The sequence below is a fragment of the Mesorhizobium sp. CA12 genome (assembly GCF_020165255.1).
Taxonomy (GTDB): Bacteria; Pseudomonadota; Alphaproteobacteria; order Rhizobiales; family Rhizobiaceae; genus Mesorhizobium.
In genome coordinates, this window is record NZ_JAIUHT010000004.1 from 125,892 (window position 1) to 149,414 (window position 23,523).

At 63.5% G+C, this 23,523-nt stretch carries 23 protein-coding genes; 10 read left to right on the forward strand and 13 right to left on the reverse strand.

The window, feature by feature from the left end; translation table 11 throughout:
* Window positions 1-89: 89 nt before the first annotated feature.
* The 5 genes from LB520_RS09500 to LB520_RS09520 all read right to left on the reverse strand — a co-directional run bounded on the left by LB520_RS09500 (window position 90) and on the right by LB520_RS09520 (window position 4,501).
* Window positions 90-1,175, reverse strand: a complete 1,086-nt coding sequence (locus LB520_RS09500; RefSeq protein WP_224637313.1) for an HPP family protein — start codon at window positions 1,173-1,175, stop codon at window positions 90-92.
* 310 nt (window positions 1,176-1,485) lie between these two features.
* Window positions 1,486-1,872, reverse strand: coding sequence for a cupredoxin family copper-binding protein (locus LB520_RS09505; RefSeq protein ID WP_224637314.1), 387 nt, complete (start codon window positions 1,870-1,872; stop codon window positions 1,486-1,488).
* Window positions 1,869-2,393 carry a DUF4142 domain-containing protein gene (locus tag LB520_RS09510; RefSeq protein ID WP_224544660.1) on the reverse strand — a complete coding sequence of 175 codons (525 nt, stop codon included), beginning with the start codon at window positions 2,391-2,393 and terminating at the stop codon, window positions 1,869-1,871. Before LB520_RS09510 ends, LB520_RS09505 begins: the two co-directional genes overlap by 4 nt.
* A 92-nt stretch (window positions 2,394-2,485) precedes the next feature.
* Entirely contained in the window at window positions 2,486-3,184 is a 699-nt protein-coding gene (locus LB520_RS09515; RefSeq protein ID WP_224637315.1) for an RNA polymerase sigma factor, read from the reverse strand.
* Window positions 3,185-3,328: 144 nt separating this feature from the next.
* A complete protein-coding gene (locus LB520_RS09520) occupies window positions 3,329-4,501 on the reverse strand; it encodes a cystathionine beta-lyase (protein ID WP_224637316.1) in 1,173 nt (390 codons plus the stop codon).
* 464 nt (window positions 4,502-4,965) lie between these two features.
* On the opposite strand from LB520_RS09520, the gene LB520_RS09525 reads away from it, so the two are divergent.
* The 5 genes from LB520_RS09525 to LB520_RS09545 all read left to right on the forward strand — a co-directional run bounded on the left by LB520_RS09525 (window position 4,966) and on the right by LB520_RS09545 (window position 10,067).
* Entirely contained in the window at window positions 4,966-5,994 is a 1,029-nt protein-coding gene (locus LB520_RS09525) for an amino acid ABC transporter substrate-binding protein (RefSeq protein ID WP_140545460.1), read from the forward strand.
* 62 nt (window positions 5,995-6,056) lie between these two features.
* Complete coding sequence (locus LB520_RS09530; protein WP_224544663.1) at window positions 6,057-7,244, forward strand: amino acid ABC transporter permease; 1,188 nt, start codon at window positions 6,057-6,059, stop codon at window positions 7,242-7,244.
* A gap of 4 nt (window positions 7,245-7,248) precedes the next feature.
* Entirely contained in the window at window positions 7,249-8,406 is a 1,158-nt protein-coding gene (locus LB520_RS09535) for an amino acid ABC transporter permease (protein WP_095768429.1), read from the forward strand.
* Window positions 8,407-8,474: 68 nt separating this feature from the next.
* On the forward strand, window positions 8,475-9,224 hold the full coding sequence (locus LB520_RS09540) for an amino acid ABC transporter ATP-binding protein (RefSeq protein ID WP_176477089.1): 750 nt from the start codon (window positions 8,475-8,477) through the stop codon (window positions 9,222-9,224).
* Window positions 9,225-9,395: 171 nt separating this feature from the next.
* Window positions 9,396-10,067 (forward strand): TIGR02117 family protein, encoded by a 672-nt coding sequence (locus tag LB520_RS09545; protein WP_224637317.1) that lies wholly within the window; start codon window positions 9,396-9,398, stop codon window positions 10,065-10,067.
* 225 nt (window positions 10,068-10,292) lie between these two features.
* On the opposite strand, the gene LB520_RS09550 is transcribed toward LB520_RS09545, so the two are convergent.
* Together LB520_RS09550 and LB520_RS09555 are read right to left on the reverse strand one after the other, a co-directional pair.
* Window positions 10,293-11,525, reverse strand: a complete 1,233-nt coding sequence (locus LB520_RS09550; protein WP_224637318.1) for an FAD-dependent monooxygenase — start codon at window positions 11,523-11,525, stop codon at window positions 10,293-10,295.
* A gap of 15 nt (window positions 11,526-11,540) precedes the next feature.
* Window positions 11,541-11,786, reverse strand: a complete 246-nt coding sequence (locus LB520_RS09555; RefSeq protein WP_027169907.1) for a zinc-finger domain-containing protein — start codon at window positions 11,784-11,786, stop codon at window positions 11,541-11,543.
* Window positions 11,787-12,037: 251 nt separating this feature from the next.
* On the opposite strand from LB520_RS09555, the gene LB520_RS09560 reads away from it, so the two are divergent.
* Both LB520_RS09560 and ppx read left to right on the forward strand, forming a co-directional pair.
* Complete coding sequence (locus LB520_RS09560; RefSeq protein WP_224637319.1) at window positions 12,038-14,233, forward strand: RNA degradosome polyphosphate kinase; 2,196 nt, start codon at window positions 12,038-12,040, stop codon at window positions 14,231-14,233.
* Window positions 14,230-15,765, forward strand: a complete 1,536-nt coding sequence (gene ppx, locus LB520_RS09565) for an exopolyphosphatase (protein WP_224637320.1) — start codon at window positions 14,230-14,232, stop codon at window positions 15,763-15,765. Before LB520_RS09560 ends, ppx begins: the two co-directional genes overlap by 4 nt.
* A 4-nt stretch (window positions 15,766-15,769) precedes the next feature.
* Here ppx and LB520_RS09570 read toward each other — a convergent pair whose 3' ends face one another.
* From LB520_RS09570 to LB520_RS09585, 4 genes are all read right to left on the reverse strand, one after another.
* Complete coding sequence (locus LB520_RS09570; RefSeq protein WP_224637321.1) at window positions 15,770-16,192, reverse strand: DoxX family protein; 423 nt, start codon at window positions 16,190-16,192, stop codon at window positions 15,770-15,772.
* Between the two features lie 139 nt (window positions 16,193-16,331).
* Window positions 16,332-16,754 (reverse strand): DoxX family protein, encoded by a 423-nt coding sequence (locus LB520_RS09575; protein ID WP_224637322.1) that lies wholly within the window; start codon window positions 16,752-16,754, stop codon window positions 16,332-16,334.
* 210 nt (window positions 16,755-16,964) lie between these two features.
* The gene (gene fumC, locus LB520_RS09580; protein ID WP_140840772.1) at window positions 16,965-18,362 is read right to left on the reverse strand and encodes a class II fumarate hydratase; all 1,398 of its coding nucleotides are present in this window, start codon (window positions 18,360-18,362) and stop codon (window positions 16,965-16,967) included.
* A gap of 180 nt (window positions 18,363-18,542) precedes the next feature.
* A complete protein-coding gene (locus tag LB520_RS09585; protein WP_318012085.1) occupies window positions 18,543-19,028 on the reverse strand; it encodes a cupin domain-containing protein in 486 nt (161 codons plus the stop codon).
* Window positions 19,029-19,130: 102 nt separating this feature from the next.
* On the opposite strand from LB520_RS09585, the gene LB520_RS09590 reads away from it, so the two are divergent.
* Window positions 19,131-20,102, forward strand: a complete 972-nt coding sequence (locus tag LB520_RS09590) for a LysR family transcriptional regulator (protein ID WP_224637323.1) — start codon at window positions 19,131-19,133, stop codon at window positions 20,100-20,102.
* 73 nt (window positions 20,103-20,175) lie between these two features.
* On the opposite strand, the gene betI is transcribed toward LB520_RS09590, so the two are convergent.
* The gene (gene betI, locus LB520_RS09595) at window positions 20,176-20,826 is read right to left on the reverse strand and encodes a choline-responsive transcriptional repressor BetI (protein WP_224637324.1); all 651 of its coding nucleotides are present in this window, start codon (window positions 20,824-20,826) and stop codon (window positions 20,176-20,178) included.
* 84 nt (window positions 20,827-20,910) lie between these two features.
* Here betI and choX point away from each other — a divergent pair, with 84 nt between their 5' ends.
* Together choX and LB520_RS09605 are read left to right on the forward strand one after the other, a co-directional pair.
* Window positions 20,911-21,849 (forward strand): choline ABC transporter substrate-binding protein, encoded by a 939-nt coding sequence (gene choX / locus LB520_RS09600; protein ID WP_224637325.1) that lies wholly within the window; start codon window positions 20,911-20,913, stop codon window positions 21,847-21,849.
* Between the two features lie 11 nt (window positions 21,850-21,860).
* Window positions 21,861-22,682, forward strand: coding sequence for an alpha/beta fold hydrolase (locus LB520_RS09605; protein WP_224637326.1), 822 nt, complete (start codon window positions 21,861-21,863; stop codon window positions 22,680-22,682).
* On the opposite strand, the gene LB520_RS09610 is transcribed toward LB520_RS09605, so the two are convergent.
* Complete coding sequence (locus tag LB520_RS09610; RefSeq protein WP_224637327.1) at window positions 22,683-23,441, reverse strand: NIPSNAP family protein; 759 nt, start codon at window positions 23,439-23,441, stop codon at window positions 22,683-22,685.
* Between the last annotated feature and the right edge of the window lie 82 nt (window positions 23,442-23,523).

Sequence of the window (23,523 nt, forward strand, 5' to 3'; positions counted from 1 at the left end):
CTTCGGACCGCCTGATCGAGGGCGCCGCGGCGACATGACCGGCGGCAGCGTCTCGACCTGGCAGCCGGCTTGCCGGGTGAGGGCCTTGCTTAGGCCACCGCTTTCAACGGCGCCCTGTCTGCCTGCTGCAGGCGTGCGGCGGCCGCGAGCAGGTCGGTCTGGGTGATCAGGCCGAGGATGCGCCGCTCGGCATCGACGATCACCACGGCATGGCTGCGGCCGTCGGTCAGCACCGGCAGCAGACTCATCGCCGGGGTGTCGGGTGAGGCTGTGCCGGCCTTAGACATCACCCCTTTGACCGTGTCGGTCGCCCTTGTCAGCTCGCGCAGACCGACCGCGCCGGAGAGCCGTCCGTCCGCGTCGATCACCGGCAAGGTGCGGATGTTGTGGTCGATCAGCTGTTTGCGCGCGTCGTCGGCCGACGCCTTTTCCGCCACGGAGATCACATCGCGCGACATGATGTCTTTGCAAAGCAGCGTACGCTGCGAGCGCACCATGGCCTGCAACTCGACCTGGCGCAGCAGGCGCTCCAGGTCGTCACGGTCGATGTCGAAGGTCTCGTCGAGCGCCGAGAGGGCGGCGTCGACATCCTCGGGCCGGAAGCCGACGCGCTCGGTCGGCGGCCGGTCGGCGGTGCCGTGGCCGCGGGCGGCGGGCACGTGCACATGGGGATAGTTGCGCCGCGACAGCTTGTGGAAAAGGAAGCCGAGCGCAACCAGGATGGTCGAGTTGAGTGCTACCGGCACGAAGGGAAACAGGAAGCCCGCGGCGGCGACGGCCGGCCCGCCGAGCACGCCGGTAAGCGCCGCTGCGCCGCCCGGCGGGTGCAATGAGCGCGTGAACGACATGGCGGCGATCGCCAGCGCCACCGCTAGGCCGGAGGCGACCACCGTGTCATGCACAAAATGCGCCACGGTCACGCCAACCAGCGCCGAAATCGTGTTGCCGCCGATGATCGACCAGGGCTGCGCCAGCGGGCTCGAGGGAACGGCAAAGAGCAGCACTGCCGAAGCGCCCATTGGCGCCACCAGCATCGCCACAAGCGGGCCGCTACCCATGGCGAGCCCGCTAATCATGCCGGTGAGCGCGATACCGATGGTAGCGCCGATGCAGGCAAGCAGCCGTTCGCGAAGCGTCGCACCGGCAAGGATCGGAACGAAAAGGCGAAACGCCATGGCAGGCCCTGGATCGAAGAGGTGGAATTGCGTTGCCCGCAATGCCGCTGAAGCCGCGGATTTGAAAGCCAAACCAATCCGTAGATTCGCCGCTGAAGAGAATATTATTGCACAGCGATCCGCGCCGGACGCGCCGCCAGCGGCCTCGGCTTTCTCAATCGCGCCAAGCCTTTACGACGGTTTGCAGAGTCGGTTCGGCAATTCGCCCGAATGAAATTGTACGAATGCGGCGCGTGGCGCTGAGGCTGCTTTCGGCATGGGATTGCTGCAAGGTCAAGCGAGGCGCTGCGCGCGCCTCGCTCTCGGATAGCTAGGGCGCCACCTCGACATGGCCCTTCATGTTGGGATGGAAGCGGCAGAAATAGTCCGCTGTCCCCGCCGCCTCCAGCGTAATCTTGCCCTTCGACTTTGCCGGGATCATCACGTCCCAGCCGCCTTTCACTGTCGCGGTGTGGGCGATCACATCCTTATTCGTCCACTCGATCGTATCGCCGACCTTGGCCTGAATGTTTGCGGGCGAGAAGACCAGCTTGTCGATCGTTATCTCGATCGACGCCGCGAACGCCGGCGATGCGATGAGCGCCAGTGCTAGGGTGACCGGAGCAATTCCTGGAAAAGTGTGGAACGATTGGGCGCAGCGACTTCGCCGTAGCCTTCCGTCAGGAATTGCCTCAAAACAAAGCAAAAGCGGCCTCATTTCAACATGCCGGCGACGTGTTCGGCATGCTGCTGATGTCCCTGGAAAACCTTGAGGCCGGTCTCCAGCAGGCTCTTCAGCTCAGCATTGCTGGCCGAGGGGATGAGCAAGGTTTCGAGCGCGCCGTTGACCTGTTTGTGATAGGCCACTTCGTTCTCAATATAGGCCTTGTCGAAGGCGGCACCCTTGAGCTTCGCCAGCTTGGCGTCCTCTTCCTTCGCAGCCTTGGTCAGGGCCTTGCTGGTGTCGTTGTCCTCGGGCGTGACCTTCAGCTTCTTCACGAGCTCGAGCGCCTGCTTGTTCACCGCCTCGTGGTCGCGCTCCATGTCTTTGGCGAAGTCGACGACCTCCTTGTTCTTGGACTTCTTGATCGCCAGCTTGGCCGCTTCGATGTCGAGCGTGCCGGCCGTATAGGCAATGTGGGCGATCTGCGGATCGGTGGGCTTTTCGGCGGCTAGCGCCAGCGGCGCCGTGCTCACGAAGGAAAGGGCGGCGAGGGCGGCGGTTAATCGCATGAACATGGCATCTCCTTTGCCCGACGGCGCTTGCCTCGGGCTTCATTTGAGGTTGACGGTAGATTGGATGCCGGACGCGTCGAAACGTTCCCGGGAAGTTAGAGCTCGAAATCCAGCCTTTTCATCACCGCCTGCGTCAGCCGCTCGCAACGCCGGCCTGCAAAGGGGAAGGCGTCGAGCAGCACCGGACCGATCTCGTCGTCCAGTGCCTTTCGCACCAGCGTTCGCGCCCGGTGCAGCCTGGTCTTCACCGTCTCGGGCCTCACGCCGAGAAAATCGGCGGTTTCCTCGATGCTCAGGCCCTCGATGACGCGGGCGACGAAGACGGTGCGATAGACATCGGGGAGGCTGTCGGTCGCCCGTTCGACAAGCCTCAGAATCTGCCGCTGCGCCATCGTCCGCTCCGGATCGTCGCCTGGGTTCAAGTCGGTTGGATTCAAGGGAAACCGGATGATCTGCGCCTCCGGGTTCTCATGCATGGCCGCGACGCGCTTGCGCTTGCGCAGCCGGCCGAGCGCTTCGTTGATGACGATGCGCGACAGCCACGTGGAGAGCGAAGCCTCGCCGCGAAAGCTGCTGAGACTGGCGAAGGCGCGCAAATAGGCCTCCTGCACGATGTCCTCGGCCTCAGCGTCGTTGCGCACCACGCCGCGCGCGATGCGGTAGAGTCGCTGATTGTACGTCTTGATGATGGCACGGAACGCATTCGGATCGCGCGCAAGCGCCCGGCGAACCAATGCCATGTCGCCGGCTTCGGCCATACCGACCTCGGCGGTTTCGATGGCGGGCTTTATCATCGCGCCCGATCTCCCGACAGATGTAGCACCCACGGTTGGATGCGCCTGCCGACAAAAGGTTCCCGAGCTGGTTGCACGGACCATGCTACCGCTTCGACCGGGGCTTGTCTGCCGCCGGTGCGGATTCCCGCGCCGATCAGCCTGTCATCCGGCTGCGGCGGCCGCCGCGAGCCCGCGCAGAATGTCGGTCTTGAGATCTTCGACATCCTCGAGCCCGACCTGCAGGCGGATCAGCGAGCCGGCATACGAGCCTTTGGCAAGCATGCGGTCGCCGAGGAAGACCGGAACGGCGAGGCTTTCATAGCCGCCCCAAGAATAACCGAGGCCGAAGATCTTGAGCGCATCGAGAAAGGCGTGCTGGGCCTTCTGGCCGCCGCCGTTGAGCACGATCGAGAAGACGCCGCTCGAGCCGCAGAAATCGCGCTTCCAGAGCGCATGGTCGGGATGGCTTTCCAGCGCCGGATGCAGCACCTGCGCGATGCCAGGCTGCTCCTCCAGCCAGCGCGCGATGTCGAGCGCGCTCTTGCGGTGATGCTCGAGCCGCACGCCCATCGTGCGCAGGCCGCGCAGCACTTGGTAGATATCGTCGGGACCGGAACAGCAGCCCAACGCGCAAAACCCATCATAAAGCTTTGTCCAGCAGGCGTTGTTGGCCGAAACCAGGCCGAGCAGCACGTCGGAATGACCGGCCGGATATTTCGTCGCCGCGTGGATCGAGATGTCGACGCCATGGTCGAGCGGCTTGAAATAGAGCGGTGTCGCCCAGGTGTTGTCCATCATCACGATGGCGTTCGCCGCATGTGCAGCCTTGGAGATCGCCGGGATGTCCTGCACCTCATAGGTGTTCGATGCCGGCGATTCGGTGAACACTACCCTTGTGTTTGGCTTGATCAGCGAAGCGATGCCGGCGCCGATGCGCGGCTCGTAATATTCGATCTCGACGCCGAGCCGCTTCAGCATCGTGTCGGCGAAGTGGCGCGTCGGGTGGTAGACGCTGTCGACGATCAACAAGTGATCGCCCGCGGCAAGGAAGGTGAGCAGCGGCACCGTCACCGCCGCCAGTCCGGAAGGCACCGCGATCGTGCCGGCAGAGCCTTCCAGCGCATCGACGGCGAGCGTCAGCGCGTCCATCGTCGGGGTGCCGCGGGTGCCGTAAGTGTATTTCTGGCTGCGCCCAGCCATCGAAGCGGCGTCGGGATAAAGCACTGTCGAGGCATGCACGACCGGCGGGTTGACGAAGCCGAAATAGTCGCGCGGGTTGTTGCCGGAATGGGCAAGCAGCGTGTTGATGCCCATCTCGATGCCGTCTCTAGCCATGGTTCGTCGCCTATCGAATGATGTCAGGGGACCAGCCATAAAGCGGCTGCAAAGCCGGCGCAACCGCGCCGCGCCATCCAAAAGTCGGTCTTCCGCTGGGCCAATCCAAAGGCGCTCAAGCCCAGTAAAGAACGCTATTGCCGCAGCGGATTCTGCCGCAGGAGCACGGATTCGCGACGCCGCGACTTGACTGATTTGTTCGCATCGCCTGCCGGTTTCATGTGCTCTTGTCCGCAATTCTGGCATTTGCGGCAATTGCTTTCAAACCTCTGAGGAATCGGTCATTTCCCTTGACCTCACAGGAATAATCGCCTTCGATGCGTTTCGTGAATGGGAGGCAGCGCATCGCAACCGATGCGGGTCCCGGGAGTGGGCCTTGGAGTGGGAGCTGCATTCACAAACGAAAAAAGATCAAGCGTCGCCTGGCGATAGGGGCGCCTGTAACAGAAAAGGGTCTGTGGGTCATGAAACACATTGCAATCGGCATTCTTGGCGTCGCCGCGCTCGGGTTCATGGCGTCTGCCGCCTCGGCCGGCACGCTCGATACCGTGAAGCAGAAGGGCTTTATCCAGTGCGGCGTCTCGACCGGCCTCGCCGGCTTCTCGGCGCCGGACGACAAGGGCGACTGGAAGGGCATCGACGCGGACTTCTGTCGCGCCGTTGCGGCCGCTGTCTTCGGTGACGGCTCCAAAGTGAAGTTCACGCCGTTAAGCGCCAAGGAGCGTTTCACCGCCTTGCAATCGGGCGAGATCGACATCCTGTCGCGCAACACCACCTGGACCAGCAACCGCGACAGCGCGCTCGGCCTCGATTTTGTCGGCATCACCTACTATGACGGCCAGGGCTTCATGATCAACGCCAAGAAGCTGCCCGGCGTGAACTCCGCGCTGCAGCTTTCGGGCGCCGCCGTGTGCGTGCAGAGCGGCACCACCACCGAGCTCAATCTCGCCGACTACTTCAAGAAGAACAAGATGGAGTACAACCCCGTCGTGTTCGAGAAGCTCGAAGAGGTCAACGCCGCCTATGACGCCGGTCGCTGCGATGCTTACACCACCGACCAGTCCGGCCTTTATGGTATCCGTCTGACGCTCTCCTCGCCGGCCGACCATGTCGTGCTGCCCGAGATCATCTCCAAGGAGCCGCTCGGCCCGGCCGTGCGCCAGGGCGATGACCAGTGGGCGCATATCGCGCGCTGGACGTATTTCGCGCTGCTCAACGCCGAAGAAGCCGGCATCACGCAGGCCAATGTCGATGAGATGAAGACGTCAACCGACCCGAACATCCAGCGCCTTCTCGGCACTGAACCGGACGGCAAGTATGGCGCCGATCTCGGCCTCTCCAACGACTTTGTCGTCAACATCGTCAAGGCTGTCGGCAACTACGGCGAAATGTTTGAGCGCAATGTCGGCTCGGGCAGCCCGCTCAAGATCGCGCGCGGCATCAACGCGCTGTGGACCAAAGGCGGCCTGCAATACGGTCCGCCGATCCGCTGATTGAAACGTGATCCGGGAGGCAGGTCGTCTGTCTCCCGGTTTCTCTTTCCAGAGGACGGTCCATGGCTTCGCAGGAAATCCTTCGCGAGGAGCCGAGTCGCGGCTCCTTCATCAATGACCCGAGAATTCGCAGCCTGTTCTTTCAGACGCTGGTCGTGATCCTGCTGTTCAGTTCGATCTGGTGGATCGTCCACAACGTCATCGAAAACCTCCAGCGTCTGCACATCGCGTCGGGCTTCGGTTTTCTCAGGAGCAGGGCCGGCTTCGACATTTCCGACACGCCGATCGCCTATACGTCCGATTCGACCTATTTCCGCGCGCTGGTCGTCGGTTTGCTCAACACGATCATTGTCGCCGCCGCCGGCATCGTGCTTGCGACCATCGTGGGCTTCGCCATCGGCATCGGCCGCCTGTCGCAGAACTGGCTGATCCGCAAGATCTGCACGGTCTATGTCGAGATCTTCCGCAACATCCCACCGCTGCTGGTCATCTTCTTCTGGTATTCCGGCGTGCTGGCCGTGCTGCCGCCGCCGCGCGAGAGCATCCACCTGCCTTTCGGCTCGTTCCTCAACCAGCGCGGCTTCTATTTTCCGCGCGCCGTTTGGGGCGATGGCTCCTGGCTGATCGGCGTCGCACTGCTGCTCGCCATTGCAATGGTCTGGTTCGTCGCCCACAGGGCGCGACAGCGGCAGAAGGCGACGGGCCAGCAATTTCCGGTCTTCTGGACATCGGTCGCACTTATCGTCGGCCTGCCGGTGCTGGCCTTCCTGCTCGGCGGCATGCCGCTCACCTTCGATTTTCCGAAGCAGTCGACCTTCAACCTGACCGGTGGCTTCTGGGTCAAGCCGGAATTCCTGTCGCTCTTGCTGGCGCTCTCCTTCTACACGGCGGCCTTCATCGCTGAGATCGTGCGCGCCGGCATCAGGGGCGTCAACAAAGGGCAGAGCGAAGCGGCGGCGGCGCTGGGCCTCCGCTCCGGTCCGATCCTGCGGCTGGTGGTCATCCCGCAGGCGATGCGCATAGTCATCCCGCCGCTCACCAGCCAGTATCTCAACCTGACCAAGAACTCCTCGCTGGCGATCGCTATCGGCTATCCGGACCTTACCGCCACCGCCGGCACGGTGCTCAATCAGACCGGGCAGGCGGTGGAGGGCGTTTTCATCATGATGATCGCCTATCTGGTGCTGAGCCTGGTGACGTCCTTTGTCATGAATATCGTCAATGCCAGAATGGCGCTGGTGGAGAGGTAGGGCCATGCAGGAACATGACATGTCCTGGGTGCGCACCGAGATGGCGCTTGCCCAGCCGGCCCCGCCTACCGAACGCGGCGCCTATGCCTGGGTGCGCAAGAACCTGATCGGTTCGGTCGGCGACACCGTCCTCACAATCCTCGGCATCGCCATCGTGCTTTGGATCCTGCCGCAGGTCATCAGCTGGGCCTTTCTCAATGCCCAGTGGACCGGGCCGGATCGCACCGTCTGCACCACCGTCACGCAAGGCGGCATCCAGCCCGACGGCTGGACCGGTGCCTGCTGGGCTTTCGTCAACGCCAAGTTCGGCCAGTTCATGTTCGGCACCTATCCGATCGAGGAGCGCTGGCGGCCGATCCTGGTCGCCATCCTGTTCGTGGCGCTGTTGGTGCCGATGCTGATCCCGCGCGTGCCGCGCAAGGGATTGAATGCGGTGCTGTTGTTCGTAGCGCTGCCGATCGTCGCCTTCTTCCTGCTGCTTGGCGGCGTGTTCGGCCTGCCGGTTGTCGAGACCTCGCGCTGGGGCGGGCTTCTCGTGACGCTCAGCCTCTCCTTCGTCGGCATTGCGGTGTCGCTGCCTTTGGGCATCGTGCTGGCGCTCGGGCGCCGTTCGAAGATGCCGATCATCAAATGGCTTTGTATCGTCTTCATCGAGACGGTGCGCGGCATTCCGCTGATCACGGTGCTGTTCTTCGCCAGCGTCATGCTGCCGCTGTTCCTGCCCGCGGGCGTTACTTTCGACAAGTATCTGCGTGCGTTGATCGGTGTGTCGCTGTTTGCCGCCGCCTACATGGCCGAAGTGATTCGCGGCGGCTTGCAGGCGATCCCGAAGGGCCAGTATGAGGGCGCCGATTCGCTCGGCCTCGGCTACTGGCAGAAGATGAGCCTGATCGTGCTGCCGCAGGCGCTGAAGCTGGTCATTCCGGGCATCGTCAACACCTTCATAGGCATGTTCAAGGACACCAGCCTGGTCCTGATCATCTCGATGTTCGACCTGCTCGGCGTGGTGAAGCAGAATTTCGCCGATGCCAACTGGGCAACCCCACAGACCGCGAGATCCGGCCTGATCTTTGCCGCCTTCGTTTTCTGGCTGTTCTGCTTCGGCATGTCGCGCTATTCAATGTACACCGAACGCCGGCTCGACACCGGTTATAAACGATAAAAAGGGAACAGGTTATGGCCACCGAAAACGCCGTCAGCGCGGAAGAAATCAAGGTCAACGCCGCCAAGATGCACATCTCCACCACCGATGTCGCCATCGACATCGTCGGCATGCACAAATGGTATGGCGAGTTCCATGTGCTGAAGGACATCAACCTCAAGGTGATGCGTGGCGAGCGCATCGTCATCTGTGGTCCGTCCGGCTCCGGCAAGTCGACCATGATCCGCTGCATCAACCGGCTGGAAGAGCACCAGAAGGGCAAGATCATCGTCGACGGCAAGGAACTCACCAACGATCTGAAGAAGATCGACGAGGTGCGCCGCGAGGTCGGCATGGTGTTCCAGCATTTCAACCTGTTCCCACATCTGACCATCCTGGAGAACTGCACGCTGGCGCCGATCTGGGTGCGCAAGATGCCGAAGAAGCAGGCCGAGGAAATCGCCATGCATTTCCTTAAGCGCGTCAAGATACCGGAACAGGCCAACAAATATCCGGGCCAGCTCTCCGGCGGGCAGCAGCAGCGCGTTGCGATCGCGCGCTCGCTGTGCATGAATCCGCGCATCATGCTGTTCGACGAGCCGACCTCGGCGCTCGACCCGGAAATGATCAAGGAAGTGCTGGAGACGATGGTGGGGCTGGCGGAAGAGGGCATGACCATGCTTTGCGTCACCCACGAGATGGGCTTTGCCCGCAAGGTGGCCAACCGCGTAATCTTCATGGATCAGGGCCAGATCGTCGAGCAGAACACGCCGGCCGAATTCTTCGACCATCCGCGCCATGAACGCACAAAGCTTTTCCTGTCGCAGATCCTGCACTGAGCGGGCGCAACGCTAAATTTTCGGAAGCCCGGCTGGAAACAGCCGGGCTTTTTTGCATTCGGGCGATCGGACAAGGATCGGCTCATTTTTGGTTGACGCTGCGAAATCGTCTAGCCTGATCGTCCAGGTTATCCTGGGGTTGACGCAGACGAGACGGAACGAACGCACCCGATGAGACGAGTCCTGCGATATATGGTGATGCTGTTGGGAGCGGCGGTGCTTGCCGCCGCGCTCGGCACGCTGGTGCCGCGTCCGTTCTGGCCGGCGGCACGGGCCGAAGGCCAGGGGACGCGGCACATATTGGTGTTGAAGAACCCGATCCACACCGACATCGCCGTGCCCCTCGATGACGGCGTGCGCCGGCGCTTTGCCTTTCTCGCCGATACCGGCCTGCCGATCGAGGCTCCGGGGGCGCGCTACATCGTCTTCGGCTGGGGCGGCCGCGCCTTCTATCTGGAGACGCCGACCTGGTCGCAATTGAAGACGATGCCGGTGCTGAAGGCGCTTACGCTCGACGCCTCGGTGATGCATGTCGATGCTGCGGGGGCTATTCTTGAGCCGCATCCGGATGTCGCCGGTTTTGACGTCGATGAGGAACATTTCTCGGCGCTGCTCGACTATATCGCGGCAAGCTTCCGGCAGGGAGAGGCGGGCGGGCCGAGGGCGATTGAAAATGCGGGCTATTCAACTTTCGACCGTTTCTACGAGGCCAACGGCCATTTCAACGCGCTGGTCGGTTGCAATACGTGGACCGCGGCGGCGCTGCGCACCGCCGGTCTGCGCACCGGCTGGTGGAACCCGCTGCCGGTATCGCTGGGGTGGTCATTGAGGTTGTATGATTGAGGGTTGATGGGAATTTGCAAACGCCGTTCCGTCACACCCCCTCTGGCCTGCCGGCCATCTCCCCCACAAGGGGGAAATCAGCTGTCGTGGCTGCTTTCGCCAATCATCAACGTCGCAAGGCGGGAGCCAGCGCCCAAGCTGCCAATCTCCTCCCTTGCGGGGGAGATGCCCGGCAGGGCAGAGGGGGGGTGCTGTCCCGCCGGCCTATCCAGCTGGTGGCAGACGCTACCGCCGCACAACCTCCCGGTCCTCCCACCCATAGAGCCAGTCCAGGTCCGCCGCGAGCTTTTCCGCCGGTCGCGCCGCCAGCACGAGATTGCGTGTGATCGCCACCGGTCCCCACGCGTGCCAGGCCAGCCGATTGAGAGCGCCGCGTTTCAGCACCTTCTCGACGCGCGGGCGTCTGAGATTTTCCCATATGGCAAGGCCTTGAGCTGGATCGCCGGGGAAGTCGGCAACGAGATTGGCGAGCATCGAGGCATCCTCGATCGCCATGGCCGCGCCCTGCGCCGCGAACGGCGTCATGGCGTGCGCGGCATCGCCGATCAGTGCCACTCCCTCCGACATGGTCCAGCGCCGCTGCGCGACCGTGTGGATGGGGAAGGCCGTCCACGGCCCGGCCAGCGCCGCCAGCTTCGCCAGCGTTGCCGCCGTGCCCCGCATCGCTGCCGAAAGTACGGCGGGATCCGCATGCCCGGACCAGCCTTCGGCGATGCGCTCGCCCCTGGTGAAGGCTGCCAGATTGAAGGCGCTGCCCTTGCTCACCGGATAGGCGACCATGTGGAAGCCGGGATGCAGGAAAGTGGTGACGCTGTCGGTGGCTCCGATTTGCATAAAAGCCTGGCCGGCGGCGCTTTCCGCCGGGACCGTCGCGCGCCAGGCGAGTTCGCCCGAAAAGCGGCTTGCCGCAAAGCCGGCCGTCCGGGCAAGCTTGGCGCGAACCGACGACCAGACGCCGTCGGCTGCAACCAGCAAACCGCATGCGACATCCGTCGCCTTGCCGTCGATCTCGACCGTCGCGGTAACCCTTTGCGGGTCGACGGCAAAGCCGGTAACGCGCGCACCGGTGACAAGCGCGATACCGGGCCGTTCCGCCACTGCCGCCTTCAGCGCCGCCTGCAGGTCGGCGCGGTGCGCCACGAGATAGGGCGCCCCCCATCGCTTTTCTGCGGTTTCCCCAAGCGGCACGCGCGCCAGCTCTCGCAGGCTCCTTGCGTCCTTCAGCACCACCGCTCGCGGCCGGATCGCGTTGGGCAGCAGGCGATCGAGCACGCTGAGCCGCCGCAGGATCCGGGTCGCGTTGGGGGAAAGCTGGAGGCCGGCGCCGGCCGCTTCGAGTTGCCTGGCCTGCTCGAACAGTGTTACCGGGAAGCCACGCTCGGCAAAGGCAAGCGCCGCCACGAGCCCGGCAATGCCAGCCCCGGCGATGACGATCTGCCGGGACCTTATTTCAGTCATGGTTGATCGGGGTGATCAGGCGGCCTGATCGACATAGAGGCAGCCGGCCGGCTGCGTTTCCGTCGCCTTCAGCGACGGTGAATAGCGGTAGAGCGTCGAGCAGTAAGGGCAGACCTTTTCATTGTCGTCGCCCATGTCGAGGAACACGTGCGGATGGTCGAAAGGCGGGTTGGCGCCGGTGCACATGAATTCCTTGACGCCGATCTCGATGACCGGATGGCCCGCGTCGTTCTGGAAATGGGGAATGCTGCCGCCTGCCATCGTCGTCTCCAATTGGTTCGGCCAGTGGGTGTGACCAGTTTGCATCTGGAGCATAACAGGCCAGTTTGCAAGATCGATGAAATCAAACTGTCGCAAAAGGCTGGCAGAGGATAAGTTGAGCCGGTTAAGCGCATGGGGCCGGTGCCGGAGCGATTCCGTGACGATCATGCGTCATAAAGACATGCTAGAGCGTCGTTGAACGGCAGTATGCGGCGCCTCCTGGGAACGGTTGCGGGCAAGAGCAGGAAACCATGAACGAACTGAAGCCTGTGCAGAGCGAGTTCATCACCGTCGAGGCCGCAAGCCCCGACGGCGGCAATCCCGATCGTTTCGTCAACCGCGAATTCTCCTGGCTGCAATTCAACCGCCGCGTGCTGGAGGAATCGCTGAACGAGCATCATCCGCTGCTTGAACGCGTCCGCTTCCTGTCGATTTCTGCCGCCAATCTCGACGAGTTCTTCATGGTCCGCGTCGCCGGCCTTGCCGGCCAGGTCCGCGAGGGCATCGCGCTGAAGAGCCCGGACGGCCGAACGCCCGAACAGCAGCTGGAACAATTGCTGCGGGAGGTCGAGCGCCTTCAGGAAGACCAGCAGAAGAGCCTCTCGGCGCTGATGACGCTGCTCAACAAGGAAGGCATCGAGAGCATCACCCGCGACGCGCTGAGCAAGGATGAGAAGGCTTGGCTGGAGGAGCATTTCCAGGAACAGGTTTTCCCGGTGCTGACGCCGCTGTCGATCGACCCGGCGCATCCGTTTCCGTTCATCCCCAATCTCGGCTTTTCCATCGCCCTGCAATTGCGCCATCGCAAGAATGGCGAGGAGATGAGCGCGCTGCTGCGCCTGCCGGTGGCGCTCAGGCGTTTCATCCGCCTGCCCGACCGCAAGAACCATGTCCGCTTCATTCCGCTGGAGGAAGTGGTCGGCATCTATATCGGCAAGCTTTTCCCCGGCTACGAGGTCAAAGGCTCCGGCACGTTCCGCATCATCCGCGACAGCGACATCGAGGTCGAGGAAGAGTCGGAAGACCTGGTGCGCCTGTTCGAAACGGCGCTGAAGCGGCGCCGTCGCGGCTCGGTGATCCGCATCGAATTCGACACGCTGATGCCGGCTGCGTTGCGGGACTTCGTCGCCGGCGAGCTCGGCGTGTCATCGAGCCGAATCAGCGTGCTCACCGGCCCGCTGGCGCTCAACCAGATCTCCGAGATTGTCGCCATTCCGCGCGACGACCTCAAATTCACCCCCTACAATCCGCGCTTTCCCGAGCGCATCCGCGAGCATGGCGGCGACTGCTTCGCCGCCATCCGCGAGAAGGACATCGTCGTCCATCACCCCTACGAGTCCTTCGACGTGGTGGTGCAGTTCCTGCGCCAGGCCGCCGCCGACCCGGAAGTGGTGGCGATCAAGCAGACGCTCTACCGTACCTCTAACGACAGCCCGATCGTGCGCGCGCTGATCGACGCCGCCGAGGCCGGCAAGTCGGTCACGGCACTTGTCGAGCTCAAGGCGCGCTTCGACGAGGAAGCCAACATCCGCTGGGCGCGCGACCTCGAGCGCGCAGGCGTCCAGGTCGTGTTCGGCTTCCTGGAGCTGAAGACCCACGCCAAGATGTCTTTGATCGTGCGCCGCGAGGATGGCCGGCTGCGCAACTACGTGCATCTCGGCACCGGCAACTACCACCCGGTTACCGCCCGTATCTACACCGACCTGTCCTTCTTCACCACCGACCCGACGATCGCGCGCGATGTCGCGCAGCTCTTCAATTTCATCACCGGCTATGCCGAGCCCGCCGAGGAGATGCGCCTTGCCGTATCGCCCTTCACGCTGCGCAAGCGCATCCTGAAACACATCTCGGACGAGATCGTTCATGCCCGCGACGGCCGACCGGCGCGCATCTGGATGAAGATGAACGCGCTGGTCGATCCGACCGTCATCGACGCGCTTTACGACGCCAGCCGCGCCGGCGTCGAGGTCGACCTCGTCGTGCGCGGCATCTGTTGTCTGCGGCCGCAGGTGCCGGGTCTTTCCGAGAACATCAGGGTGAAATCGATCGTCGGCCGCTTTCTCGAGCACAGCCGCATCTTCTGCTTCGGCAACGGCCACGGCCTGCCGTCCGACGAGGCGGTCGTCTACATCTCGTCGGCCGACATGATGCCGCGCAATCTCGACCGCCGCGTCGAGACCCTGGTGCCGATCACCAACCCAACTGTGCATGAACAGGTGCTTGGCCAGATCATGCTGGGCAACATCATGGACAACCAGCAAAGTTTCGACGTATTGGCTGACGGCACCTCCCGGCGCGCTGTGCTGGAGGAGGGCGAGGAGCCGTTCAACGCGCAGGAATATTTCATGACCAATCCGAGCCTCTCCGGGCGGGGCGACGCGCTGAAATCGCATGCGCCCAAGCGCATTGCCCAGTTCAAGCGCCGCAAGAAGAACAGCGCCGCGTGACTGCAGTTTCCCAGGGCCGGCTTCAGGACCGGCGGCCGCTGTCGATCATCGACATCGGATCGAACTCGATTCGCCTTGTCGTCTATGAGGGGCTGGCGCGCTCGCCCACGCTTCTGTTCAACGAGAAGATGCTGGCCGGCCTCGGCCGCGGCATCGTTTCGACGGGCAAGCTCGATCCCGAGGCGGTGACGCGCTCGATGGAGGAATTCCGCCGGTTCCGCGCGCTCTCGGACCAGGCGGGTGCCGAGCACATCTATGTGCTGGCGACAGCCGCCGCGCGCGAGGCGGGCAACGGCCCCGATTTCATCCACCGTGCCGAGGAGGTGCTGAAGACCGAGATCCGCGTGCTCACCGGCCGTCAGGAGGCCTATTATTCGGCGCTCGGCGTCATTTCCGGTTTCCATCCGGCCAATGGCATCGCCGGCGACCTTGGCGGCGGCAGCCTCGAGCTGATCGACATCAATGGCGAAGCGATAGGCGACGGCATCACGTTGCCGCTCGGCGGCCTGCGCCTGCAGGACATGGCCAGGAACTCGCTCGTGCAGGCCCAGAAGATCGCGCGCCAGGAACTGGCGCGGGCGAAGCTTCTGAAGGGCGGGCAGGGCAGGGTTTTCTACGCAGTCGGCGGCACCTGGCGAAATCTTGCCCGGCTGCATATGGAGATGAACAACTACCCGCTCGGCGTCATGCATCACTACGAGATATCGGCCGACAGCGCGCAGACTTTCCTCAAGCAGGTCGCCCGCAGCGAGGTCGAGAAGGTGAGGGGCATCGAGGGCGTTTCCAAGAACCGCCGCTCGCTCTTGCCCTACGGTGCCGTCGTGCTGCAGGAGATCATGTCGGCCATGCAGCCGTCGAAGATCGTCGTCTCGGCGCAGGGCGTGCGCGAGGGTTTCCTCTACTCGCTGCTCGACGCCGCCGAGCAGAAGGCCGACCCGCTGATCTCGGCCGCCGAGGAACTGGCGCTATTGCGCTCGCGCTCGGTGCATCACGCGCACGACCTGGTCGAATGGACCGGCAAGGCCTTCAAGGCCTTCGGCATTGATGAGACGGAAGACGAGGCACGCTACCGCCATGCCGCCTGCCTGCTTGCCGATATCGGCTGGCGCGCGCATCCGGAATATCGCGGCCGGCAGTCGCTCAACATTATCGCGCATGCCTCCTTCACCGGCGTCGACCATCCGGGCCGCGCCTATCTGGCTCTGGCCAACGCCTATCGCCATGACGGCGTCTTCAACGACGGCATCGCACCCGAGATCAAGGCGCTGGCGCCGCCGCGCCTTCTGGAACGCGCCCGCACGCTGGCGGCCATGATGCGCGTCGTCTATCTGCTGACGGCGGCTATGCCGGGCGTGATGCCGAGGCTGAAATGGGAGAACCGCGGCAACGGAGCGCTCGCGCTGGTGCTGCCGGCCTCGCTTTCCGACCTCTATGGTGAGCGCCCGGCCGGCCGGCTGGCGCAACTGGCGCGTATCACCAATCGCCGCCTGGTGCTCGCGGTCGAGGGCGGGCCGAGCGTCTCGGTGAAATAACGGATCAGCTGACGTCGGCGCCGATTCCGAAGCCACGCCCGTCCGCCGACCATGCGCCGGCGCCGGCCATGGCCAGCGCCAGAAAGCCGCCGGCAATGGCGATGTCCTTCATCAGCATCTGCTGGTGCATGAAGGACAGCGTGGCGTCGTCCGCGCCCTGGCCGTAATGGCCGATGAAACCGGCGACTACGCTGAAGGCGGCAAGCAGCAGCGCCACGATCCGCGTCTGGAAACCGACGAGGACCAACAACCCGGCGATCAACTCGAACAGGCCTGTGCCCCATGCCGCCAAGGTCGGCAGCGGCAGGCCGAGGCCAGCGAAGTAACTGGTCGTGCCGGCGATATTGGTGAGCGCCTGGAAACCGGAGGGCACGAACAACGCGGCGAGCAGGAGCCGCGAGACGAGAAGCAATGCGTTGCGGGGCATTGGTCATCTCCCTTGCCGGCATCAGGCCGGCTGCCGGCGCAGTCTACGCCTACAACCGGAAAACGAAAAAGCGATGCGGAAAATTCCGCACCGCTTTCGTTTCAGTTTGGGAGGATTGCTTCAGTATGGGAGGAAAAGATCAGCCGCGCTTGGCGTCGATCGAATAGGCGCCGGCGCCGGAGGAGGCGAGCAGGATGAAGCCGCCGGTGATGGCGAGGTTCTTGAGGAACTGGATCATCTGCATCTGGTCGGCCCAGCCGGTGTGAGCGACCAGCCCAGTGGCGATCGTGAAGATGGCGAGCACCCAGGCAGCGATCCGGGTCTGGAAGCCGACGAGAATGGCAAGGCCGCCAAGCAGCTCGATCAGCCCAACAACGACGGCCGTTACGGTCGGCACCGGCAGGCCGAGAGCGCCGAAATAGCCGGCGGTGCCGGAAATCGCTGTGAGCTTGCCGAAGCCGGAAAGCAGGAAGATGATGGCAAGCAGGACGCGACCCAACAGGATTGTCGTGGAGCTGCTGGATGTTGCGCCGTTGCCGGCGACGGAAGAGTTGATGGACATGGCGGTTCTCCGAACGGTTGAATGGCCCGTCAGATAAACGATAGAGACTGTTCACCAGAAGCCGCCTATGTGGCGACACATTGTTCACAGAATCTTCATTCTTAGATTACGCGGCGCGCGCGAAATTCATGTCGCGAGAATCGGCAGTGGGAGCAAATTCTCCCCCTGCAAAATGGTTCGTACGCTTCTTCCTAAGAAGAGATGCAATCGTCAGCCCGGATGCGTCATATCCTCGGGCCGCACCAGCCGATCGTAATCGGCTTCGCTGACCAGCCCGGTGGCCAAGGCCTCCTCGCGCAAGGTCGTTCCGTTCTTGTGCGCGGTCTTGGCGATCTTGGCGGCGTTGTCGTAGCCGATAGTGGGGGCCAGCGCCGTCACCAGCATCAGCGAGCGTTCGAGCGCCGCCTTGATATTGTCCTCGCGCGCCTCGATGCCGACCACGCAATTGTCTGTGAAGGAAACGGAAGCATCAGCCAGCAGCTGCACCGACTGCAGGAAATTATACGCCATCAGCGGGTTGTAGACGTTGAGCTCGAAATGGCCCTGGCTGCCGGCGAAGGCAAGTGCTGCATTGTTGCCGAACACCTGGACGCAGACCTGCGTCAGCGCCTCGCACTGGGTCGGGTTGACCTTGCCCGGCATGATCGAGGAGCCCGGTTCGTTTTCCGGCAGCGAGAGCTCGCCGAGACCCGACCGCGGGCCGGAGCCGAGCAGGCGGATGTCGTTGGCGATCTTGAACAGCGCCGCGGCCGCCGCGTTGATGGCACCATGCGAGAACACCATGGAATCATGCGCCGCCAGCGCCTCGAATTTGTTCGGGGCAGTGACGAAGGCGATGCCGGTGATGGCGGCGATACGGTCCGCCACCTTTTCCGCGAAGCCGACCGGCGCGTTGAGGCCCGTGCCGACGGCGGTGCCGCCCTGCGCCAGCTCCTGCAAACCGGGCAGCGTCAGCTCGATGCGCTTGATCGAGGAGGCGACCTGCGCGGCATAGCCGGAAAATTCCTGGCCGAGGGTCAGCGGCGTGGCGTCCTGGGTATGGGTGCGGCCGATTTTGATGATATGGTTGAAGGCGCGGGCCTTGGCGCCGAGCGCCTTGTGCAAATGGTGCAGTGCTGGGATCAAGTGGTGCGCGACCCGCTCGGCGCAGGCGATATGCATGGCCGTCGGATAGGTGTCGTTGGACGACTGGCTCATATTGACGTGGTCGTTCGGATGCACCGGCTTCTTCGAGCCCATCACCCCGCCGAGCATCTCGATCGCCCGGTTGGAGATCACCTCGTTGGCATTCATGTTGGACTGCGTGCCCGAGCCCGTCTGCCAAACCACCAGCGGGAAATGATCGTTAAGCTTGCCGTCGATCACTTCCTGCGCCGCCTCGACGATCGCTTTGCCGATGACCGGATCGAGCCGTTTCATCTCCATGTTCACTTCGGCCGCGGCGCGCTTGACGATGCCGAGCGCGCGCACGATCGAAGCCGGTTGCTTCTCCCAGCCGATCTTGAAATTGCCCAGCGAACGCTGCGCCTGCGCGCCCCAATAGCGGTCGGCCGCCACCTCTATGGGGCCGAACGTATCGGTTTCGGTTCTGGTCTTTTCAGCGCTCACGGCAAGTCTCCGTCTGTCGATTTGGGCAAGGGCGTATCGCGTTGCACAAACCGCTTCAAGCGGAGATTGCGGTCGGGGAAGATGCAAATCGGTTGAAGAGAGGCCTCTTCTTCTCGCTCTGGGCGAGACGGCGGTGACGGCCAATCTCCCCCTTCTTATGGGGAGATGCCCGGCGGGAGATCAGCGCTTCAGCGGCGGCCCGACAATATCGATGCCGTTCTCGGCGCACAGGCTCGTCAACACCTCAATCATCTCCGGCGTCGGCGCTGCCGCCGGCGGCAGTTCGGCTCGCTCCGCAGGGCGACTAGCCTTGCGCACCATCGTCTCGAAATCCGAACCGCGCGTGACGGTGAGCGTATGGGCGCCTTCGAGAGACTCGACCTTGTAAGTGTGCGGCAGGCCTTTCGGAGCGAGCACCGTTTCGCCGGCGCCGGCAAGCCGCTCGCGGCCGTCGACGACAAAACGTATCCGGCCTTCGAGGATATGAAACACCTCGTCCTCATTGCGGTGCACGTGCAGCGGCGCGGAATCGCCGTAGGGCTGGCGGTGCTCGATGATGCAGATGCCGTCCTCGCCGTCGGCCGACGAAACCTGGATGGTAACGAGCGTGTTGTTGAACCAGAGGAGTTCCTTGCCTGCGATCGTCGTGTTGATCATTGTGATCATTGCTCTCCCTTATTGAGTGCCGACAAAGCGGCTTCGACGGCGACCTAAGCAAGGACGAGCCGGTGATGGAAATCGAATGATCGTATGGGGCGGATTGATGCGATGAATTTGAACGCGCTCGACCTCAATCTGGTGAGGGTGCTCGACGCGCTGCTGCGCGAGAAGAGCGTGACGCGCGCCGGCGAGCAGATCGGCCTCAGCCAGCCGGCTGTTAGCGCCGCGCTCAACCGCCTGCGCCATGCGCTCAACGACCAACTCTTCGTGCGCCGCGGCAACGACATGGTGCCGACGCCTCGCGCCGAAAGCCTCGCGGAGCCGGTGCGTGCAGCGCTGCGCGAGATCGAGCGCGCCTTTCAGCCGGCGACCGATTTCGATCCGGCAAGGCTGGAACGGACCTTCACCTTCATGGGCGCGGATTTCTTCTCAATGCTGCTTATGCCGCCCTTCGCCGCGCGCATTGCGGCGGTGGCGCCCGGCATATCGTTCCGTTTCCTCGACAGCGCCATCGGCGACGTCTCGAAGCTGTTGCAGGACGATCGGATCGACCTTGCGCTGGAGCGCCCGCTGGAGGTCGCGGAGTGGGTCTCAAGCGTGGCGCTGTTCGGCTCGCCCTTCGCCATTGTCGCGGCGAAGGACAATGCGGCGCTCGGCCAGGCCGGCATCGCCGAGGGCGAAGAGGTGCCACTCGACCTGTTCTGCGCGCTGCCGCATGCGCTGCGCTCCATCGATGGATCAATGTCGGGCTTCACCGACGATGCGCTGGGCAGGATGGGCCGGGCGCGTCGCGTCATGCTTGCTTTGCCGCACTTCCAGGCCGTCGCGCTGGCCGTGGCGAACGGGCCTTATCTGGCTGCGGTTCCAACGCAGTTCGCTGTAGCGGCGGCAAAATCCCTGCCGATCGGCATCTATCGGGCGCCGATCCCGATACCATCGCCGGCGGTCAGAATGTACTGGCACGCCCGCCGCGATGATGAGCCACCGCATCGCTGGATCCGCGAGCAGATACTCGATGAGGTGGGAACGCTCGGCTTCAAGGACCGGGACGGCACCGCAAGTGCTCTCCCGGGGGTATAGCTGCCGTTGGAGCGGGAGTGCAGCGCTGAGCAACGCGGACGGTCAAGCGCGGGAGCGATCGCCGGTATGAACCTTATCCGGCTGAGGCTAACCCGACCGGCGCGGGCTGGGGCAGGCCCAGCCGGCCCGCGACGAAATCCTTAACCTGGCGCACGGCCTGCTCGCGCGTGACGCTGCCCGGCTGCAGGCCAAGCCTGAGCCACAGTCCGTCGATCAAAGCGGTGACGCCGAGCACGATCTCTTCGGCCAGTTCGGGCGAAGCGAGGCCGCGCAGGCCGGACAAGAGGTTCGAGCGCATGCGGGCGTGGATGACCTTCTGGATGCGCGCCAGCTTCTCGTCGCGCGGCACCTCGGCGCAGAGCGACAGCCATGCGTGGCAAAGCGGCGGCAGGAACAAATGCTCCTCGAAATTGCCCTCGATCACGGCGTCCAGCCGTTCCGTCGGCGTTCGCGCCCGCTGAAGCCGGGCGACGACGGCGTGACAGAGCACGGCGTTCGCCTCGCGCATGGCGTGCTCGAAAAGCTCCTGCTTGTTGCGGAAATAATGCAGCACGATGCCCTTCGAGGCGCCGGCCTGGGCCGCGACCTTTTCCAGCGTCGCCCCGGCGATGCCTTCGCGCTCCAGCACCGCGAAGGCCGCCTGCCGCAGTTCCTTGCGGCGAATGTCGCTGAGACGGGTGAGTTTCACCGGACCGATCCATGCATAACGAATCCACGTTGACATTTTCGTCCGCTCAGATCAATGATTGACCAATGGGACAATAAAATGACCATAAGGTCAAAAAAGGATTGAAAGAGGAGAACCGGAATGTTGCGCATGCTTGCGAGAGGCGTCTGTGTCGCGGCGCTAATGGCGGCTTCCCAGGCGGCCGGCGCCGCCGAAGACGAAGGCTGCAAAGCGGTTCGCATGGCTGAACCCGGCTGGAACGATCTCGCCTTCACCACGGGTGTGGCCAAGGTGCTGCTCCAGGCGCTCGGCTACGAGCCGCAAAGCGAGGTGCTTGGCATCAACGTCATCTATGAAGGGATGAAGAACAAAGACCTCGACCTGTTCCTCGGCTACTGGGATCCGGCGATGGTCACCTATTATGAGCCCTACAAGAAGGACGGCTCGATCGAGAATGTGCGCGTCAACCTGGTCGGCGCCAAATACACGTTCGCCGTGCCGACTTATGTCTGGGATGCCGGCGTCAAGGACCTGTCGGACCTGCACAAATTCGCCGACAAGTTCGGCAAGAAGATGTACGGCATCGAGCCCGGATCCAATCAGCTCATGATGGATGCCATTGCCGATCCGCAATATGGTCTGGATGGCTGGCAAGTGGTGGAGTCGAGCGAAGCCGGCATGCTCTCGGAGGTCGGCTACGAGATCAAGGAGAAGCAGTTCATCGTCTTCCAGGGTTGGGCGCCGCACCCGATGAACACGATGTACGACTTCAAGTACCTGACCGGCGGCGACAAGTTCTTCGGCCCGAATTTCGGCGCCGCCACCGTGACCACCCAGGTGCGCAAGGGTTTCCTGCAGGAATGCCCCAAAGTCGCGCAGTTCCTGAAGAACCTTGCCTTCGACATCGACATGGAAAATGTCGGTATGGGCTATCTCATCAATGACGGCATGAAGCCGGAGGATGGGGCGCTGAAGTCGATCACCCTGCACAAGGATCGGCTCGATGCGTGGCTCGCCGGCGTCACCACCTTTGACGGCAAGCCCGGCCTTGCCGCGGTCAAGGAAAAGCTCGGACTGTGAGGTCGGCAGCCTTGGAACTGACGGATCAGGAGGTCGAGCAGGCGTCTTGGGCCGGGCGCAAGCGGATCGTCGATATCGGCGGTCTCGACCTTGCCTATGTCGAGATCGCCGGTGCGGAGCCGCCGCTGCTGCTGATTCACGGCTTCACCGACACCAGCCGCAGTTTTTCTCTGCTGGCGCCGCATCTTCCCGGCCGCCGGCTGATCATGCCGGACCTGCGTGGCCACGGCGGCTCGCAGGCGGGCGAGGGCTGCGGCGTCGCCGATTTCGCCGACGACATTGCCGGGCTGATCCGGCGCCTGCGGCTCGACCGGCCGGTCGTCGTCGGCCATTCACTGGGTGGCATGGTGTCGATCGCGCTGGCCACACGGCATCCGGAACTGGTCGGCGGGCTGGTGATCCTGGCAAGCGCGCTGATGCCCGGTTTCGAACAGGATCACCAACTGATCGATGAAGTCGCGGCGTTGCGCGATCCGATCTCGCCGGTCGATCCCTTCTATGATTGGTGGCATGCCTGCCGGCCAGGCGTGCCGCGGGCTTTTCTCGCCGGCCTGGCGAAAGACGCGTCCGCGATTCCCGCAGCGTGCTGGCGCGCCGTTCTCGAAGAAGTCCGCCGCACCGATCTGACCGCCGCGGCGCGCGCCGTGCAGGCCCCGACGCTGATCATTGCAGGCGGGCGCGATCCGCTTTTTGGCGAAGCGCATCAGCGGGCGATGGCAGGGGCGCTGGCCGGATCGCGCCTGGTGTGGGCACAGGATTGCGGCCACAACCCGCATTGGGAAGATCCGGCCTTTGTCGCCGAGGCAATAGCCGGCATGTTGCCGGCAGCGTGACTATCGCAACAGCGACCGGGTCGTGGGCATCAGGCGCAACGTCTCGGTCGGCTTCGTCGAAACAGCTTGCAGGGTTTCGCGAACCACTTGCCATTCCGGCGAAGCGGCGAGAGCGGCCTGATGGCCCGCGTGGGCATCGCCATCGTCGAAACCGGTAATGGCGATGAAGACATTTTCGCCAGCCCGCACGGGCAGCCGAGGAAATGTGTTTTCGGAACGCTCGCTGACGAAGGCGCCACGCAGCCGGGCGCCGTTTGCCGCAAGCAACGGAACGGCCTCAGCCTGGAAGCGTTCGGCAAAGCCGGCCTCGGCACCTGGCCGCAAATGGTGAATCGAAATCTCAACAAAGCCGGGCAACCGGCTCCCATTGCTCATGGTTTCGGCCTCGGTGGCTATCGGCCGCTGCAACCCTGACAGGTCGAACCCCGCGCCCCGCCAAGCCGGTTTGAGCAGCAACACGTCGTCGGAATCGATCATCGTCGCATTGGCGGCATCGCGATGCGCTGCCCACACCGGGCCGCCATAGAAGGCGCTCAGCGCGTCCTTTCTCGTTGCCATGTCCTCAAAACCGCGCAGCCAGACGAACATGTCGGGGCGATCGAGATCGCGGAACTGGCCGATGACGGTCATGCCCGTCGCTTCCTGCATTTCGACGAGCTCCCGCTCGAACAGCGCGATCAGCGTTTCGCGCTGTCCGGGCTTCAACGTGTATTGCCGAAGCTCGACGACGGGCGAGGCAAGGCGGGAAGGTCGGTTCATGGCCAGAATCGCAAAACAGGGTGATCGTCCTGTTTATAAACAGACCGGTTGTCCTGTTTTGTCAATCTGCTATCTTCTTCCC